This is a genomic window from Pseudomonas sp. AC242, assembly GCF_979258655.1.
In genome coordinates this window covers 4,910,324-4,926,426 of record NZ_OZ409873.1, presented here as the reverse complement: position 1 = coordinate 4,926,426, position 16,103 = coordinate 4,910,324, and the positions used below count along the sequence as shown (strand labels likewise).

At 59.0% G+C, this 16,103-nt stretch carries 12 protein-coding genes; 5 read left to right on the top strand and 7 right to left on the bottom strand.

Annotation, left to right across the window (positions count from 1 at the left end; translation table 11 throughout):
• The first annotated feature begins 31 nt into the window (after positions 1–31).
• From ACZZ0A_RS22050 to ACZZ0A_RS22030, 5 genes are read left to right on the top strand one after another with little or no spacing between them, the layout of a single operon-like run.
• Positions 32–1,744, top strand: a complete 1,713-nt coding sequence (locus tag ACZZ0A_RS22050) for a DUF2138 domain-containing protein (protein ID WP_007910914.1) — start codon at positions 32–34, stop codon at positions 1,742–1,744.
• Positions 1,729–2,379, top strand: a complete 651-nt coding sequence (locus ACZZ0A_RS22045) for a DUF1175 domain-containing protein (protein WP_123375859.1) — start codon at positions 1,729–1,731, stop codon at positions 2,377–2,379. The genes ACZZ0A_RS22050 and ACZZ0A_RS22045 overlap by 16 nt, the downstream gene beginning before the upstream one ends.
• On the top strand, positions 2,376–6,950 hold the full coding sequence (locus ACZZ0A_RS22040; RefSeq protein ID WP_463543739.1) for an alpha-2-macroglobulin family protein: 4,575 nt from the start codon (positions 2,376–2,378) through the stop codon (positions 6,948–6,950). The genes ACZZ0A_RS22045 and ACZZ0A_RS22040 overlap by 4 nt, the downstream gene beginning before the upstream one ends.
• Before the next feature lies 1 nt (position 6,951).
• Positions 6,952–8,571, top strand: a complete 1,620-nt coding sequence (locus ACZZ0A_RS22035; RefSeq protein WP_463543738.1) for a DUF2300 domain-containing protein — start codon at positions 6,952–6,954, stop codon at positions 8,569–8,571.
• 3 nt (positions 8,572–8,574) lie between these two features.
• Positions 8,575–9,387: a YfaP family protein gene (locus ACZZ0A_RS22030; RefSeq protein WP_463543737.1), complete on the top strand. Its 813-nt coding sequence runs from the start codon at positions 8,575–8,577 to the stop codon at positions 9,385–9,387.
• A gap of 24 nt (positions 9,388–9,411) precedes the next feature.
• Here ACZZ0A_RS22030 and ACZZ0A_RS22025 read toward each other — a convergent pair whose 3' ends face one another.
• The 7 genes from ACZZ0A_RS22025 to ppa form a co-directional block, all read right to left on the bottom strand.
• Positions 9,412–9,846: a hypothetical protein gene (locus ACZZ0A_RS22025; protein ID WP_007910907.1), complete on the bottom strand. Its 435-nt coding sequence runs from the start codon at positions 9,844–9,846 to the stop codon at positions 9,412–9,414.
• A 62-nt stretch (positions 9,847–9,908) separates the two neighbouring features.
• Complete coding sequence (locus tag ACZZ0A_RS22020) at positions 9,909–10,466, bottom strand: hypothetical protein (RefSeq protein WP_463543736.1); 558 nt, start codon at positions 10,464–10,466, stop codon at positions 9,909–9,911.
• A 127-nt stretch (positions 10,467–10,593) separates the two neighbouring features.
• Positions 10,594–11,769: a GGDEF domain-containing protein gene (locus ACZZ0A_RS22015; RefSeq protein ID WP_463543735.1), complete on the bottom strand. Its 1,176-nt coding sequence runs from the start codon at positions 11,767–11,769 to the stop codon at positions 10,594–10,596.
• 207 nt (positions 11,770–11,976) lie between these two features.
• Positions 11,977–13,062 carry a type II toxin-antitoxin system antitoxin DNA ADP-ribosyl glycohydrolase DarG gene (darG, locus tag ACZZ0A_RS22010; protein WP_463543734.1) on the bottom strand — a complete coding sequence of 362 codons (1,086 nt, stop codon included), beginning with the start codon at positions 13,060–13,062 and terminating at the stop codon, positions 11,977–11,979.
• Positions 13,063–13,127: 65 nt separating this feature from the next.
• Positions 13,128–14,048, bottom strand: coding sequence for a restriction endonuclease (locus ACZZ0A_RS22005; protein WP_150706812.1), 921 nt, complete (start codon positions 14,046–14,048; stop codon positions 13,128–13,130).
• Positions 14,049–14,541: 493 nt separating this feature from the next.
• A complete protein-coding gene (locus ACZZ0A_RS22000) occupies positions 14,542–15,288 on the bottom strand; it encodes a S24 family peptidase (RefSeq protein ID WP_042704877.1) in 747 nt (248 codons plus the stop codon).
• 223 nt (positions 15,289–15,511) lie between these two features.
• Entirely contained in the window at positions 15,512–16,039 is a 528-nt protein-coding gene (gene ppa, locus ACZZ0A_RS21995; protein WP_003205933.1) for an inorganic diphosphatase, read from the bottom strand.
• Positions 16,040–16,103 lie beyond the last annotated feature (64 nt).

Here is a 16,103-nt window from a genome sequence, read left to right as displayed (position 1 = left end):
CCGCCACGGATGAAATCGGGTTTTGTTAACGATGAGTGATAACACTGTGACTCCAGCTGCCGATACGCCAGCGACTCAACCTTCCCGGAAATGGCCGTTGCTGCTGGCCGGGCTGTGCCTGGTGGCCGGTGTAGCGGGTGGTTTTGGCTGGCTGCTGCTCAAGCCCAAGGCACCGCCGGCGGAATTGGCCAGTGACAAACTTGGCCTGAGCCGCCCCGATGCACTGCTGGAAACCCGCTCGCTGAGCCAGTTGCCCAAGGACTTGCTGACGGTGCCGTTCCTCAAGGCCACGCTCACCGAAGATTTCGTCTTCTATTACGAGACCCATGCGGATCGCCTCGGCTTGATCGGCAGTCTGCGCCGGATCATCTACGAGCATGATCTGAAGTTGCAGGACAGCCTGATCGAGCAACTTTTCGATCAGCCAGCCGATGTCGCGCTGTGGCGTGGCGCGGATGGTCGCTTGAAGGATTTCCTGCTGGTGATGGATCGCGGCGGGCTGGCGAAACTGCTGGAGCCGCTGGCGAAAGTCGCGCTGGATGACACGCAGCTCAGTCAGATGGGCGAACTCAAAGTCGGCGGCGATAGCGTACCGCTGTTCCAACTGACTTATAACGCCAGCAAAGCCCTGTTGTTCGCCTCCCACGGCGACAAACTGGTGGTGCTGTCGAACCCAGCCAAGTATTACGACCCGGAAAGCGGCGTGTCCGAAGAGTCCGGCCACGTTTCACCGCAAGCGCTGGCGGCGCTGCTCAATGGCGAAAAACTGTTCCCTGAAGCCTTCGGTCTGCCGGCGAAAACTGCGGAAACCAAGCAACGCCTGTCGGTCAACTCCAGCGTTCTCGCCATGGGCTATCAGCGCTTCATTCCGAACTTCGCCGGGCTGCGCTTCGATATGGATGACAAGGGTTGGCACAGCTACCTCGCCATGGACGAACTGGAAAACCAGCCCGACTTCGATTTCAAACCGGTCTGGCAAGCCATGCCACTCGGCGCCAGTGCCTGCGTAACCCTGCCGGTCGCGGCCGAACCGCAAAAACCACTGCTGGTAAAACTCGGCGCCGAAGAAGCCGTGGCGCAAACCCTCACCGAACACGTGGCCGGCGCGGCGGGCCTTTGCTGGTACGCCGATTCGCGTTTGTACACGCCGCTGTTGGTCGCCAGCCTTAAAGACGAAGACAGCAGCAAGCTCGACGGTGATCTTGGCAAACTGTTCGGTTCGATGGTCGGTGCATTCGAAGCCAACGTTGACGAAAACGTCTTCCCTGTGGTCGAGAAACAAGAAGGCCAGAAACATGTCTGGCAGCGTCAGGTCAGCTCCAATTTCGGCGCGTATGCGGCGAAGACTGCCGAGAATCCAGATGCGATTTCCGGCAAGGCGTTCATGAAAGTCAGCCTCGCCCGTCACGGTTCGACGCTGCTGTTTTCCCTCGACGACAAACTGGTCGACAAGGCCCTCGGCACCCTCGACAAACGCTTCCCGCCGATGGCTGACGTGCTGCCCAAAGACGTGCTGATGCCGATCTACTTCGGCCCGGACTCGATGGCGCAACTGATGCAGCAGGAAACCCTCGACAGCCTGCCGCAGGACATGGAACCGGTGTTTTACAACGCCGCGCAAACCTATCTGATCCCGAAATTGCGCACCCTTGGTGGCTACGGCAAATACGCGCTGACCCTGCCGGAAGGCAGCGAGCCTGACGGCCACTGGCAGTGGTTGCCGCTGGAATGGAAAGCGCTGTGACCACACTGATCCGCAGCCTCGGCCTGCTCGCGCTGTTACTGAGCGCGGGCGCCCGAGCCGTTGAAGCGCCGGCGCTGGATCCGGCGCAATCCCAGGTGTTCCGCGCCTGGTTCGTGCGCATCGCCCAAGAGCAACTGAGCCAAGGGCCGAGCCCGCGCTGGTATCAGCAGGACTGTGCCGGGCTGGTGCGTTTCGCCGCCAACGAAGCGCTGAAAGTCCATGACGACAAATGGCTGCGCAGCAATGGCCTGTCCAATCGCTATTTGCCGCCGGAGCTGTCGCTCAGCGATGACCAGCGCAAGTTCGCCCAGCAATGGCAGCAGGGTGGCGGCAAGGTCGGGCCGTACGTCAACGCGATCAAACTGATTCAGTTCAACAGCCATCTGGTCAGCCGCGACGTGTCGCAGGCGCGGCCCGGTGATCTGATGTTTTTCGATCAGGGCGACGACCAGCACCTGATGATCTGGATGGGCCGTTACATCGCCTATCACACCGGCACCACTACCCCGACTGACAACGGCATGCGTTCGGCAAGCCTGCAGCAACTCATGACATGGAAGGACACCCGATGGATACCCGACGCAGCCAACCCCAACTTCATCGGCGTCTATCGACTGAACTTTCTCTCCCAATGACCGGTGCCCGCATGTTGCGACTCTGTTCCCGAATTCCTTTGCTGCTGGCGCTGTTGCTGCCAGTGGCTACCGTCAGCGCCGAAGATTCGGTCGAGCCGAGCGGCTACACGCCGGTCTCCGGTGAAAGCTTCTTCCTGCTCGCCGATAGCAGTTTCGCTGCCGACGAACAGGCGATGGTGCGCCTCGAAGCGCCGGGCCGTGATTACCGTCGTTTCCGCATGGAACCGTATGGCGGCGCCGACATTCGTGTGTACCGCATCGACAAGCCGCTGGATTTCCTCAAGCGCCAGAAGAACCTGCACCGCGTGGTCAGCGATGGCCAGTTCAAGGGCGAAGGCCTGTCCAACACCCTCGCGTACCTGTGGGACAACTGGTACCGCAAATCCCGGCGGGTGATGCAGCGCGCGTTCTCCTATGAATCGCGCAAACAGGTCACCGAAGAAGTGCCGGAACTGAAGATGGGCAACGCCATCGCCGCGCCGACGCCGTACGACGCGCAGCCGCAATTTGCGCTGATCCCGGGTCTGCCGGTGGTCAGCCAGTTCCGTTATCCGCTGTGGCAGGCCAAGCCGATTCAACCGCCGGCCGGGGTCAATCTGGCCGGGTCTTCGAGCGATTTCGTCAGTGTCGCGCCGGGTAACGTTTACATCCCGCTGGGCAATCTGAAGCCGGGTCTGTATCTGGTTGAAGCGCTGATCGGTAAATACCGCGCGACCACCATGGTTTTCGTTTCCAACACTGTGGCGGTGAGCAAGATTGCCGGCGATGAATTGCTGGTCTGGGCCGCACGCAAACACGAAGGCAGCTCGGTGCCGAAGGTCAATGTGCTGTGGACTGACGGCCTCGGCGTGATGAGCAGCGGTGCGACTGATACCGATGGTTTGCTGCGTCTGAAACACGTCAGTCCGGAGCGTTCGTTCGTGATTGGCGAGGATGAAGAGGGCGGCGTCTTCGTCTCGGAAAACTTCTATTACGACAGCGAAATCTACGACACCAAACTCTATGCCTTCACCGACCGGCCGCTGTATCGCCCAGGTGATTGGGTATCGCTGAAGATCGTCGGTCGCGAATTCAAGAATGCGCGGGATTCGGTGTTGCCGGGCGCTGCAGATGTCACGGTCAGCGTGCTCGATGCCACCGGTACCGAGTTGCAGCATCTCGACCTGAAACTCGATTCGAAGGCTGGCACTCAGGGCCGCTTCCAGTTGCCGGACAACGCCGTCGCGGGCGGTTACGAGATTCGTTTCAACTACAAGGATCAGGCTTACAGCAGCGCCTTCCGTGTAGCCGAGTACATCAAGCCGCACTTCGAGATTTCGCTGAATCTGGCCAAGCAGGATTACCGCACCGGCGAACCGGTGAAGGGCAGTCTGGTGCTGCTCTACCCTGACGGCAAACCGGTGGCTAACGCCAAACTGACCCTGAGCCTGCGTGCCCAGCAACTGTCGATGGTCGACAACGAGCTGCAATACCTCGGGCAATTCCCGGTGGAGCTGACCAGCACCGAACTGACCACCGACAGCAAAGGCAACGCGAGCCTCGACCTGCCGGCCGCCGACAAACCGAGCCGCTACATGCTCACCGTGTTCGCCAGCGATGGCGCGGCGTATCGGGTCAAGACCACCAAGGAAATCCTCATCGACCGTGGCGCGGCGAGCTTTCGTTTGAGCGCGCCGCAACGCTTCAGCGCGGTCGGCGACAAGGTTGCGTTCAGCTACGCCAATGAGGGCGGCAGCGAGCCAGGCAAAGCGGTGACGCCGAGCACGTATGGCTGGGTGCGTCTGGAAGACCAGAGCACGGGCGAAGGCAAACTTGCGGCGACTGATAAAGGCTTCAGTCTGGCTTTCGAGCGTCCAGGCACTTACAACCTGACCTTGAAAGATCAACACGGTCGCGTACTCGGTGCCACCGGGCATTCGGTCACTGGTGACGGTGTGAAAGCGGTGCCGGGCACTGTGGAAATCGTCCTCGACAAGCCTGAGTACAAGGCCGGTGATGAAGCGCTGGCGCTGATCACCTTCCCGGAACCTGTCAGCGATGCGCTGCTCTCGCTGGAACGTGACAAGGTCGAAGCCACCGCGCTGCTGGCCAAGGGCGCCGACTGGCTGAAACTGGAAAAACTCAGCGACACCCAATACCGCGCACGCATCCCGGTGAAGGACAACTTTGCGCCGAACCTTACGTTCTCGGTGCTGTACACCAAGGGCGGTCAGTACAGCTTCCAGAACGCCGGGATCAAAGTGACCGCGCCGCAAATCGACGTGGCGATCAGCACCGACAAAGCGGTGTATCTGCCGGGCGATACGGTCACGGTTGACCTGAGCACGCAGTTCGCCGGCAAAGCCGTTCCGGCGCATCTGACGGTCAGCGTCGTCGACGAAATGGTCTACGCGCTGCAACCCGAAGTTGCGCCGACCATCGACCAGTTCTTCTATCACCCGCGCCGTAACAACGTGCGCACCAGTGCGAGCCTGTCGTTCATCAGTTACGACGTGGCGTTGCCGGGCAGCCCCGGCGCACCGGGCAAAGCCAACCGCAGCGAGCGCGGGGTGAAAGTGCTGGAGCGGCCGCGTCGTGAAGACGTCGACACCGCTGCGTGGCAGCCGGAGTTGTTGACCGGTGCCGACGGCAAAACCCGCTTCACCTTCAAGATGCCGGACTCGCTGACCCGCTGGCGCATTACCGCCCGCGCCATCGCCGATGACGGTCAGGTCGGGCAGAAGAAGCAGTTCGTGCGTTCGGAAAAACCGCTGTACCTGAAGTGGAGCGGGCCGAGCAAATTCCGCAAGGGCGATCAGCCGCAACTCGGTGTGTTTGCGTTCAGTCAGGCCGAAAAGCCGGTCAAGGCTGAACTGGTCACTCACTATGCGGGCGCCGAACAGCGTCTGCTGGTGACCCTGAACAACGGCATCAACTACCTGCCGCTGCCGGCGTTCGCCTTGGCCTCCGGTGAGTGGACGGCGGAGCTGGTTCAGGACGGCAAAACCGCGGACTCTCTGGCCGTGCGCCTGAGTGCGACCGGTGATGGCTGGCAGGTGACGCAGACGCAAAGCCTTGATGTCGCCAGCGGTGACACACCGTTGAGTCTGCCGACCGATGCCACCGATATTCGTCTGCGTCTGGATGACAGTCCGCAAGCGTTGTTCCGCTCAGCCCTCGACGATCTGCTCAGCTATCCGTATGGAGGCGTCGAGCAGACTGCCAGCCGTTTGCTGCCGTTGAGCATTGCCTATCCATCGCTGGCATCGAATCCGCAGATTCGTGATCGCTTGCGCCTGATCATGCAGAACAGCCGGTTGCGGCTGGTGCAAATGGCCGGACCTTCGGCGAGCTTCACCTGGTGGGGTTACGACGGTGAGCCGGATGCGTTCCTCACCGCTTACGCCTACTACGCCGACTGGAATGCCAGCCAAGTGTTGGGGCTGACCTTGCCGCCGGAGCACTGGCAGCGGGTGCTGGAGGTGTACGCCAAGCAAGCGCCGAACACGCCATTGCTGCAACGGGCGCTGATTCTGTCGTTTGCCAAGCAGATGCATTTGCCGGTGAACACCTTGCTCAGCGGGTTGATGGAGGATCTGGCCAAGGCCGGTGAAGGTAACGCCGAAACGCTGATGGACGATGGCGAAGACAGTCTGGTGATGAGCGATCCGGATTCGGCACTCGGTCTGGCGGCGGCGCGGGTGTTGACCGCTTCGTTGGCCACTCAATCGAAAGTGGCCTTGCCTGACGCGTTCAATCGTCAGCTGGCTGCGGCGCAACAGCGTCTGTCGGTCAGCTCGCAGCCGTTTGCCGAAGCGCTGAACCTGTCGCTGCAACCGTTCGATCAGGCCCGTGCGCAAGCGCTGTTGCAACGACTGTTGCCGCAGCAATCGACCCTCGAACGTGCGCTGGCGCTGACCTGGCTGCAACGCAGCATCGCCCAGGCTTCGCCAACTATTGCCCTGGCGCCGGGTGAAGGCTGGAAGAAAAACTACGGTGCTACCGGTGAGATGTACTGGACTTGGCAAGGCGCCACTCCGGTGCCGAGCGTGTTGACGGTGTCCGGTACGCAAGAGCGTCCGCTGCGCGCGGCGTTGAGCTTCCAGACCCAGCAACCGGCGGTCGATCCGATGGCCGTGACCATCACTCGTCGCCTGTCGCGACTGGTGCCGGGCGATGAAGCCTTCACCTTCAAACTGGAGCCGGTCGGGTCCAAGCCGTTGTCCAGTGACAGTCTGTATCTGGACGAAGTAATCCTCACCAGCAAAGCGCCGAAACCACTGCGCTACGGCATGCTTGAAGTGCCGCTGCCACCGGGCGCCGATGTCGAGCGCACCACCTGGGGCATCAAGTTACAAGGCAAGGACGGCACCGAGCCGACCGCGCTGGAGAAGGCGCGATTCGAACCGGGCCAGTTGGCCTACGCCGTGCCGGTCGATGCGCTGAGCGGCGAGTTGCGCCTGCGCCATCTGGTGCGCTTCTCGCAGAAGGGCCAGTTCAGCCTGCCGCCGGTGCGTTTCAAGCAAGTCTACGCACCGCAGCATCAGGCCCAGGAAGCGAAAGCCGCCCTCGGTCAGGTCACGGTCAACTGACATGAGCCGGCCGCTGCTGTGGCTGCTGATGTGTGTGATCCCTGCGCTGGCAACGGCGCAGGACGAGCCGTTGCGCGTGGCCTACAAGGGCGAATTGTTGTCGTTGAGTCAGACGCAACTGATCAAGCGTGAACCGTTGCCGTCATCGCTGGATACGCCGCTGGGCAGTCTGTGGAAGTTGTTTGTCTACGCATGGCTGGTGGATACCGGAGCGCGGGAGCCGGCGTATGAATGTCGCGGGCAATCGAAAGACGAGATTTATTGCTGCTCGGCGGGTGGCAAGATCGAGCGTGATCAGGCGTTGGTGAAATCCTGCGGGTTGTATTTCGAGCCTGCGCGGTTAGGGATTTCGGCGGCGGATTGGCGAACCTATTGGCAGGCGCGGAGGGCGCCGTCCTGGTTGCTGGATCTGCCTTCGGTGCAACCGGCTCAACGGGTTTCCGTGGTTGAACTGCTGAAGGTTATGGCCTCGTTGCCGGCGCAGGATCAGGCGCGTCGAGTGCTACTCGACGTGGTGCTGAACGCGGCGGACGGCAATGTCGTTGGTGAACTGGGCGGGCGCTTGCGGGTGAAAACCTGGAGCTGGCTCGGTGATCAGGACCCACAATCGCGGCAGGGCGGGTTTGCTGGTTGGACGGCGGATGATGCTCCGATCTGGGCGGGCGGACGTGGCACCAGCCAGATGGTCTTGCGCCATTATGGACAGGCATTGGCGACGGTGTTGCCAGCGGCATGGCCAGCAGAGGCGGGGCGTTGTGTTGAAGTCAGATTGTTCTCGCGCTATCCGGTTTCGCGGGTTTTGACTGGCGAGCGGGTGGTCACTTCCGGCCCGTTGCAGGGCGACTACCGCGTCGAATTCGCCAACGGCAACGCGCTGGATATCCACAGCGACGGCGAACTGTTTCTGCTCAACGACAAACTCGTCGCAAGGCTTGATCGCGAAGAATACGTCGCGAGAGTACTGGAACGTGAAGCCAAACCCGAACCTGCCGAAGCCGCCAAGGCGTTGGCCGTGGCGATTCGCACGTATCTGCTGCAAAACGCCACGCGCAACGGCGACTGCCTGAGTATCGACGACAGCAGCAATCGCCAGCGCGTTGCACCGCGCCCGGCCTCTGCTGAATCCCGAAGCATCGCCGCATGGACCGCGGATCTGGTTTTGGCCGGCAGCACCGTCACCTATCACTCCGATCAACCCGGCCCGGACAAACTCGCCTGGCAAAAAGCTGTCGAGCAAGCCAAGGCCGGTCAACGTTACGACGCGATTCTGCTGCACGCCTATCCGCGCGCCAGCCTCAGCCGTTGGGACAACCCCGTCGCTTCCTGCGAAGCGCTGCCCGCCGCACAAGACTGGCTGCAGAAACAGCGACGCGGCTGGCGTCCGAAGCTGGAAAGCGAAACCGGCTACAACGAAGTCAGCACATTCGCCGTGTGCAAACTGGCGTTCGGTCGCCCGTTTGTCGACCGTGAACGACAACGCATCTACGTGCGCGGCGTGCTGACTCTGCAGGATCGCCTCGATCTGACCCACGAATATCTGCACCTGGCTTTTGAAGCACATCCCAACGGCCAGGATGAAACCTACATCGAAGGGCTCGCCCGTCACCTTTTGCTGGAATAGACCATGACACTCCGTTATCCACAGGTCTTGCTGCTGCTCTGCACGTTGACCGCGCTCTCGCCGGCCATCGCCGCCGGTGGCGTCAAACTCGACACCCCGGTCGGCGGCTGGCGCAGTGGCGCTCCCGAAGGCGAGGGCGAAAGCTTCCGTCAGACCGTCAACTACCCGGCCTCATCGGTCAACACCCCGATCGGCCAGTCCTACACCGCGCGCATCAGCGGCGAGATAAAAGCTGCGCGGAAGGACAACGAACCCGGTCGTTTGATCGTCAACGGCGTGAGCATGCCGCTGAAAATCGACGACAGTGGCCGCTTCGACCGCCCGTTTTCCTTCCCCAACGGCAGCAACAGCGTCGAAGTGCGCAGCCCCGACGGCCAGCAACGTCACCGCACGCAATTCCTCAACACCAGCGGCGGCGCCACCCCAGCGAAATTGCGCGTACTGCTGGCATGGGACAGCGACGGCACCGACCTCGATCTGCACCTCGTCACCCCCGACGGCGCGCACATCTGGTACGGCAACCGCAGCGCCGCCAACGGCGCGGCGCTCGACGTCGACGTCACCACCGGCTACGGCCCGGAAATCTTCGCCATGCCGGCGCCGATCAAGGGCCAGTATCTGGTGTATGTGAATTACTACGGCGGTGGCTATCGCGGGGATGAGGATGGCGGCGATGAGGCGGTGCAGCCGCTGACCACGGCGCAGGTGACGGTGATTACTGAAGAAGGTACGCCGAGCGAGAAGATGGAGACGTTTCTGATCCCTATGCGCGCGGTGGGAGAGCTGACGCTGGTGAAGTCATTCAGTTATCCCTGAGCAGTTACTCGCTCAGGGATAGCACTAGAAACCGGGCGGAATGTAACCGGGTACGAACGGAACGTTGATGCATTTGCCATGAATGATTTTTCCGTCCTCGATCCTGAACAGTACGATCTTTTTGGCTTTATTGACGGTCGCTTCCAGTTTGCAGTCAGAGCTATGCCCGACCGTCTCGTAGTACTCGGTGTACACCATGCCGTTGCCGGTGTGATTCATTGAAGTGCCGGCCGCTTCGGTGGTGGTCCAGCTGGAGGATTTGAACCAGGTCAGGACGGCCAGATTTTCGCCGTTGGCACCGGTCTGTTTTTTCATTGAGTCAGGTTTACCGAACAGATCGAGTGCTTCCTGAACATCCCGTCCTTCCCAGCGCGACTGTGCAATCAGGTGGCAGCCATTAATCATTGAGACTGTGGCTGTTATCAGCAACGTCAGTAACGTTTTAGTCCATTGATTCATCATGACTCCCGGTGTCATGTGAGAGACGAAATAGCGCGCTGCAGCGCCCAGAAATCAGGCTGTTACTTGTTGCCCAGTATCGAGTCGAGGTTGTCCATCATCTGGCCTTTCTCTTGAATCGGTGCAAGTTTGAAGAACATCTGCTGCATGCCCTGAATCATCTGCAAGTGCTCCATCTTGCCCAATGCAATCATGTCTTTTTTCTCTGGAGTGCAAACGAAAGCCAAAGCGCGCTGGACCCAGAATTCTTTCGGCTGTTGCCATTGCTCGTTTACTTTCAGGTGCCGCAGCATGTAGGCAATTCGATCCACCGACTGGCCATTAACAAACCGCACCTTGTTGGTCTTGCACTGAACTTCCAGGTTGTAGGCATCGATCATTGGCTTGCCCGGCTCTTCATACACCAGCGTCACCGCCAGCATTTGCGCACCCTTGGTAAGCGTCGACGGCACAACTGATGTGCTGTCGGCGACATACATGATGTTCTTGTGCGGAACGCCGTTGCCGTAAATGATCCACCAGTCGCCGACGGGGTTCGGCTCTTCCGCTGACGCTGAGGTGGCAGTCAAGAGTGCAGTCAGTAGAGCGAGGGATTTACTCAATCTGAAAAATGATGACATGGTGTTGCTCCATTCCTTGGCGCTTTTGTAATGCACAAAAACAGAATGGAAATTTAGTGGCGGGTGCCGGCTGGGGCAATTAGGGCGGATGTGCTAATGGCTTATTGAAATGGCCGTTTGTTGGGCATTAATTATCGGCAAGGCTCAAGTACAGCGAACGCAAAGTCTGTACACGATTACGCCCCTTGTCTTTGGCGCCGTACAGCGCCTGATCCGCTTCCGATAGCAGGCGTGACAAGTCGTAGCCGGATTCACGGGTAGTCACAACTCCGATGCTGACGCTGAGCAGCCCCGGCTCAAGAATCGACAATTGCGAGAACGAACGGCGGATCCGTTCGGCAATTTCCAGTGCAGTCTGCTCATCGCAATCGTTAAGCAGGCAGGCAAACTCCTCACCGCCAATCCGCCCGCAAACATCGTCCTTGCGCAGGCTCTCGGCCACGATCCGGCCGAACGCGATCAACGCCTGATCCCCAACGGGATGGCCATAGGTGTCATTCAGACGCTTGAAGTTATCCAGATCACAAAGCAGCAACGCCGCCGGTTCTGCGTGTTGCTGGCTTTCAGTAAGCAACTGGCCGGCGTTCATCATGAACGCGCGACGATTGCCAATGCCCGTCAGCGGATCGCTGAACGCCGCCGCTTTGAGCTTGAGCTCTGCACGTTCCTTGACCATCGCTAGGGTGATGTAGGCAATGCCGATGACATACAGCATCGACTCGAACAGCATGAACGAGAAAAACGGCACACCCTCGCCAGTGCCCAGCAGCGCCTTTGTCACCGGCAGCCCTTCATCGGTCGCACTGCGAACGGCGTAGAACACAGTGTGCAGAACGGTCAACACCAGCGCCGGCATAAACGCGACGTCCAGAGTGTGGCGGCTGCGCCAGAGCTCCAGCGTTGTCAGCACGCCGTAACCGAATGCCAGCAAGGAGTAGATCAGAACCCGATTTGGCATCGACTCGTAGAAGGCGGGAATCAGACACAAGGTCAGCCAGGCGAACGCGCCTGCCAGAATGCCGGACACTGACGGTCTGCGCCCGACCAGCGTGCGCATGGCCGTCCAGTTCATCGCTGCACTGAGTAACAGAACAACATTGCCGAACACAATGGGAATGAAGTCGACCCCTCGATCACGCCAACTGACCAATACCACGCCCAAGGCGCCCAGCAGCATCATGCTTCCGAGGTACGCCAGTGGCGGCTCGCGGGTTTCGCGATACCAGGCGTGCAGCGTCAAAAGCCCCATCAAAAAGAAGACGAAGACCGAAACGACCAGCAGGGTCGGGATATGCAGGACCATTCCATGGATTCCCGTGAGGCTCAATACCGGAATCCGGCCGGTGGCGGGAATGCGGGTAAAAACAGAGGGGGTGGTTATAAGGCGGGATTTAGCACTGTGGGGGTTGGGTTTTGCAAGTGTTGGCGCATTGACCTGAGGATTGCCTAAGCCATCGCGAAAGGCAGCGGGGCAATTGTGCAGCAGCAATTGCCCTGTTTCGCTCCGGCGTCAGGCCGCTATGTTTGGACTGAAACTGCTGGAAGTAAGGCGCTCAATTGCGATAGTCAGAGCTTGATCGTCGAACAGCTTGTTTTTCCGCGCTGCAGCGCTGGAGCCACCATCCCATTTCATCAGTGCTTCGCGTAAAGCCGGAACGGTTGGCGCAACACCATCATGAATCAGCAACCAGTCGACCGTCGCTAGCAGCTCCATGCCAAAAGGAGATTCAAAACCATCGATCAATTCGGCCGTGCGCTCCAAAGCCTGGGAGTATTCCTTGGCTTCAGTCTTGAGGTAGGTCTGCAAAAAGGCTTTGCGATCCTGGTCAAACCAAATCACATCGGTGATTCCCGCATCACTGATGCGCTTGTCGCAATGCAGATAGCTGCCATCCAGATTGTTGAGCAGATGTTCCAATCGATTAGCGTACGGTCCGAATTTATGGGCGACGAATTTAAGATTCAGCGGGTTCTCAGTACTAGGAAGTTTTTCGATTGCACGCTCAAGAAACCACGCCAGTTTCTGAATCTCGAGCAGGCTGCATTCCATCCCCAGAACCCAATAACGTCGTACCAACTCTGCAATCAGCGCCCGTGCCGGAGTGAGTTGCTCAACTCCGTTGCGTTTAGCGACATTCAGATACTGATTGGAGGGTTCGAACACCAATACATCCACGTCCAGATCGTCCAGTACTTCAACAATTTGCTCACGCACTTCAGGCCACTTCAGCCCACCGTTACCAACACCTAGCGGCGGGACAGCGACAGACTTCACATCGTTTTCTATCAAGAAACGACGCAGATCATGCAAACCCTCGGTAATCCACGCCATTTGCGAGGGAGAGCGCCAGTGGCGTTTGGTAGGGAAGTTCACGATCCAGCGCGGGCCATCGAGTTCATTGGTGGCCGTCACGTGCATTTTGCCGGTTTCTACTTCACCGGCCTTGCACGCTGCTGCATACAGACGGTAATTCTGCGCAAAGCGTTCTTTGAACATCAACGCGATGCCTTTACCCATCACACCCACGGTGTTCACCGTGTTGACGAGGGCTTCGGTTTTGGCTTCCAGCAGGTTGCCCTGGGTGAATCTGATCATTGGAAATACTATTTGGGGCGCGCATGGACTAGCAGAGCAAGAGCCAGATCAGAGAGCGGCAAACCTTATTCCTCATCAAAGTAATCGCGATCCAGCGTCGGCAACCGCAACAAGCGCGATGTCACGCCAACCTCATGATCCATCATCAGATGCACCAGTCGCGTTCCGTCTACCAACACAATGCCATCCACCGATTTAGCGAAGTCAACAGCGTGCGCGGTAAAGCCAGACGTGGTGATGAATACGCCGCGCTTAGCTTTTTGCCCGGCGAGTGCTCCGTAGAACGCCTGCAGTTCAGGCCGGCCAACCGTGTTTTGCCAGCGTTTGGCCTGAACATAAACCTTCTCCAGCCCTAATTTATCGAGCGAGATAATGCCGTCGATACCCGCATCACCGGAACCGCCGACACGTTGCAGATCATTGCGACTGGCGCCATACCCCAGTCGATGAAGCACATCCAGCACGATCACTTCGAAACGGTTGGGGCTAACTTGCAGCAAGTTGTCCAAAAGGTCCGCCGCCGTGGCATCGCGCAATTCCTTTAGCGCTCGCTCCAGTCGGTCGTCAGGGCTTTCGGTGGCGGAGGTCAGGTCTGGCTCAATGTTTGGTTGGTCGTCTAGTGGTTCAGCATCAGGCGCGACCTTCAGCTTCACATTCATGTAGCCGATTGCCAAATGCTCCACGTCCTTGGCCGACAATGGAAATGCATGCTCCTTGGCGTACTGCGCGCCTGCATCAGTCAATTTCCAGTAACCGCGTTTGGCACTGCTGGAAAGACCGGCACGTTTGAGTCGATCGTGCGCCCAACCTGAACGGTTTTTGTAGGTAGCCTGACCACTGGCGATCAATTCTTCGCGCTGTGCTTCGGTCAATTGCAGTGTTTTTGCTGCCGCTTCGTGAGCGTCCCGAGCAATCGCACCCTCGGGTTTTGTGGCGAGAAAACGAAGGATCGGTTCGATGAACTGATCGTAGGTTGGAACGGACATAGGCGCATCCCTGTGCTGAAGGTTTTTTAACTAACCGGCGGGCGAGTATAAATTAACGCTCGCTGAGGATGCCTTGGAGAGTAAGCACTGTTTGCGTGAAAACGTAAGTCGCTATGTCTCGGTTCGCACATATGTCGAATATCTGGCTGGTTCACTTTCTCACAGGCATTAAAAAGCCGGCTTGTGGCCGGCTTCTCGGGGACTGGCTTGGCCTATTTTTGGTAAGCCTTGCCAGCCTTCAAAACGTACATCCGGATCTGCGTCCGGCTGTGGGACTTGGTCAGACGTTGGTCTGCCGCGTCGGGCGCTGTCTGAGCCGCGGGGCGGGTCGATGCGCAAATGTGGGGCGCAGGATACTGAGTTTTGCTGTGGATTCCCAGCCTGAAGTGCGGTTTAGAGCGACCGCAGTCGAACAAATTCGAGATTTGTACCGATTATCAGGGCCTCATCGCGAGCAGGCTCACTCCTACAGGGGGCTTTGCGGGCCGTGAGATCAAAGAAACGGCACCACCGGCCGCCGCTTGCTCACCGTCGACCACCAGAACACCCAGCCCAATATGTGAATCCGTTGCTCTTCAATCTGCGCCGGGTGGAACACTTCGTCCGGGTATTCGGCGCTGTTGTGGCTGCGCAGGCGCAGGCCGTTGCCGGGCATACGGTGCAGGTATTTGATGCGCAGCATGCCGTCGTGTTCGATGGCGTAGATTTCGCCGTCCACCACTTTTGTCAGGCCGCGGTCGATGGCGACGATGGAGCCGTCTTCGATGCGTTCGGCCATGCTGTTGCCGATCATGTGCGCGCAGATGGCGTCGGCGTGGCGGATTTCCAGTTGATCCAGTGGTGCACGCAGCAGGCGGATGGACAGGTCCGGGTCCTGAATGACGTGGGTTTTGTCGGAGCCGTTGGTCAGGGGTGTTTCCTTGAAGAAGGCCAGTTCAATGTCGTTGGGATGGATAAAACGGTAGGCGCCCTGGGGATCGTGGGCGTCGAAGCTGTCGCCGTTGCTGGCAGGCGGAGTCAGGCTTGGCAGCTCTTTTGTGCCTTCGCCGGTTTTCAGCCATTCGCTGTTGACGGACAGCAGGCGTGAGACTTCTTCCATGCGATACGCCGGGACGCCCCGGGTGTACCAGTTGTGGACATTTTGGGCTTCCGTGCCCCAGAACTTTGCGAAACCCGTCGTCGAGATGTTCGCAGCTTCCAGGAGTGCCTTGAATCTTGGACCGCTAGTGTTCTTTCTCATAAACACGGAGTCTACGGCCGTGCCAGAGCGGTTTGAATAAACCGGACGTTCAAAAACGGGCTGAATTTTGCGACGGGATGTAAGACGATCTTGTGGGAAATTACACAGGCTAAAACTTTTCTGTAGTCCGCCATAAACACTCTGTTTAAGACGGCTTTTGCCGAGCACAAAAAACCCCGGATCAACCGGGGTTTTCTTCAAGCCTCGCGCGTAGCGCAGGTGCTTAGCCTTTGTAGGCGGCAACCGACTTGGTGATCGCTTCGCGGGCGGCGTCTGCACCGGCCCAGCCTTCGATCTTGACCCATTTGCCTTTTTCGAGATCTTTGTAGTTCGCGAAGAAGTGCTCGATCTGCTGGATCAGCAGTGGCGGCAGGTCGGTGTATTCCTTCACATCGACGTACAGCTGGGACAGCTTGTCGTGTGGCACTGCGATGACTTTGGCATCGCCGCCGCCGTCGTCAGTCATGTTCAGGATGCCGACTGGACGCGCGCGGATCACCGAGCCTGGCGCAACCGGATAAGGGGTCACAACCAGCACGTCGAGGGGATCACCGTCGTCAGCCAGGGTGTTCGGGATGTAACCGTAGTTGGCCGGGTAGAACATTGGGGTGGCCATGAAACGGTCAACGAACAGGCAATCGCTGTCTTTGTCGATTTCGTATTTGATCGGCGCGTGGTTGGCCGGAATCTCGATCGCGACGTAGATGTCGTTCGGCAGGTCTTTGCCAGCCGGAATCTTGCTGTAGCTCATTGGGCGTTGCCCCCGTAGTTGACCAAAAACACTTGGCCGGATTGACCAAAAAGTGGCGGCGATT

Excerpts from the sequence above, each read along its gene's own strand:
- ACZZ0A_RS22050 (WP_007910914.1), top strand. The coding sequence starts at position 32 with ATGAGTGATAACACTGTGACTCCAGCTGCCGATACGCCAGCGACTCAA.
- ACZZ0A_RS22045 (WP_123375859.1), top strand. The coding sequence starts at position 1,729 with ATGGAAAGCGCTGTGACCACACTGATCCGCAGCCTCGGCCTGCTCGCG.
- ACZZ0A_RS22040 (WP_463543739.1), top strand. The coding sequence starts at position 2,376 with ATGACCGGTGCCCGCATGTTGCGACTCTGTTCCCGAATTCCTTTGCTG.
- ACZZ0A_RS22035 (WP_463543738.1), top strand. The coding sequence starts at position 6,952 with ATGAGCCGGCCGCTGCTGTGGCTGCTGATGTGTGTGATCCCTGCGCTG.
- ACZZ0A_RS22030 (WP_463543737.1), top strand. The coding sequence starts at position 8,575 with ATGACACTCCGTTATCCACAGGTCTTGCTGCTGCTCTGCACGTTGACC.
- ACZZ0A_RS22025 (WP_007910907.1), bottom strand. The coding sequence starts at position 9,846 with ATGAATCAATGGACTAAAACGTTACTGACGTTGCTGATAACAGCCACA.
- ACZZ0A_RS22020 (WP_463543736.1), bottom strand. The coding sequence starts at position 10,466 with ATGTCATCATTTTTCAGATTGAGTAAATCCCTCGCTCTACTGACTGCA.
- ACZZ0A_RS22015 (WP_463543735.1), bottom strand. The coding sequence starts at position 11,769 with ATGGTCCTGCATATCCCGACCCTGCTGGTCGTTTCGGTCTTCGTCTTC.
- darG (WP_463543734.1), bottom strand. The coding sequence starts at position 13,062 with ATGATCAGATTCACCCAGGGCAACCTGCTGGAAGCCAAAACCGAAGCC.
- ACZZ0A_RS22005 (WP_150706812.1), bottom strand. The coding sequence starts at position 14,048 with ATGTCCGTTCCAACCTACGATCAGTTCATCGAACCGATCCTTCGTTTT.
- ACZZ0A_RS22000 (WP_042704877.1), bottom strand. The coding sequence starts at position 15,288 with ATGAGAAAGAACACTAGCGGTCCAAGATTCAAGGCACTCCTGGAAGCT.
- ppa (WP_003205933.1), bottom strand. The coding sequence starts at position 16,039 with ATGAGCTACAGCAAGATTCCGGCTGGCAAAGACCTGCCGAACGACATC.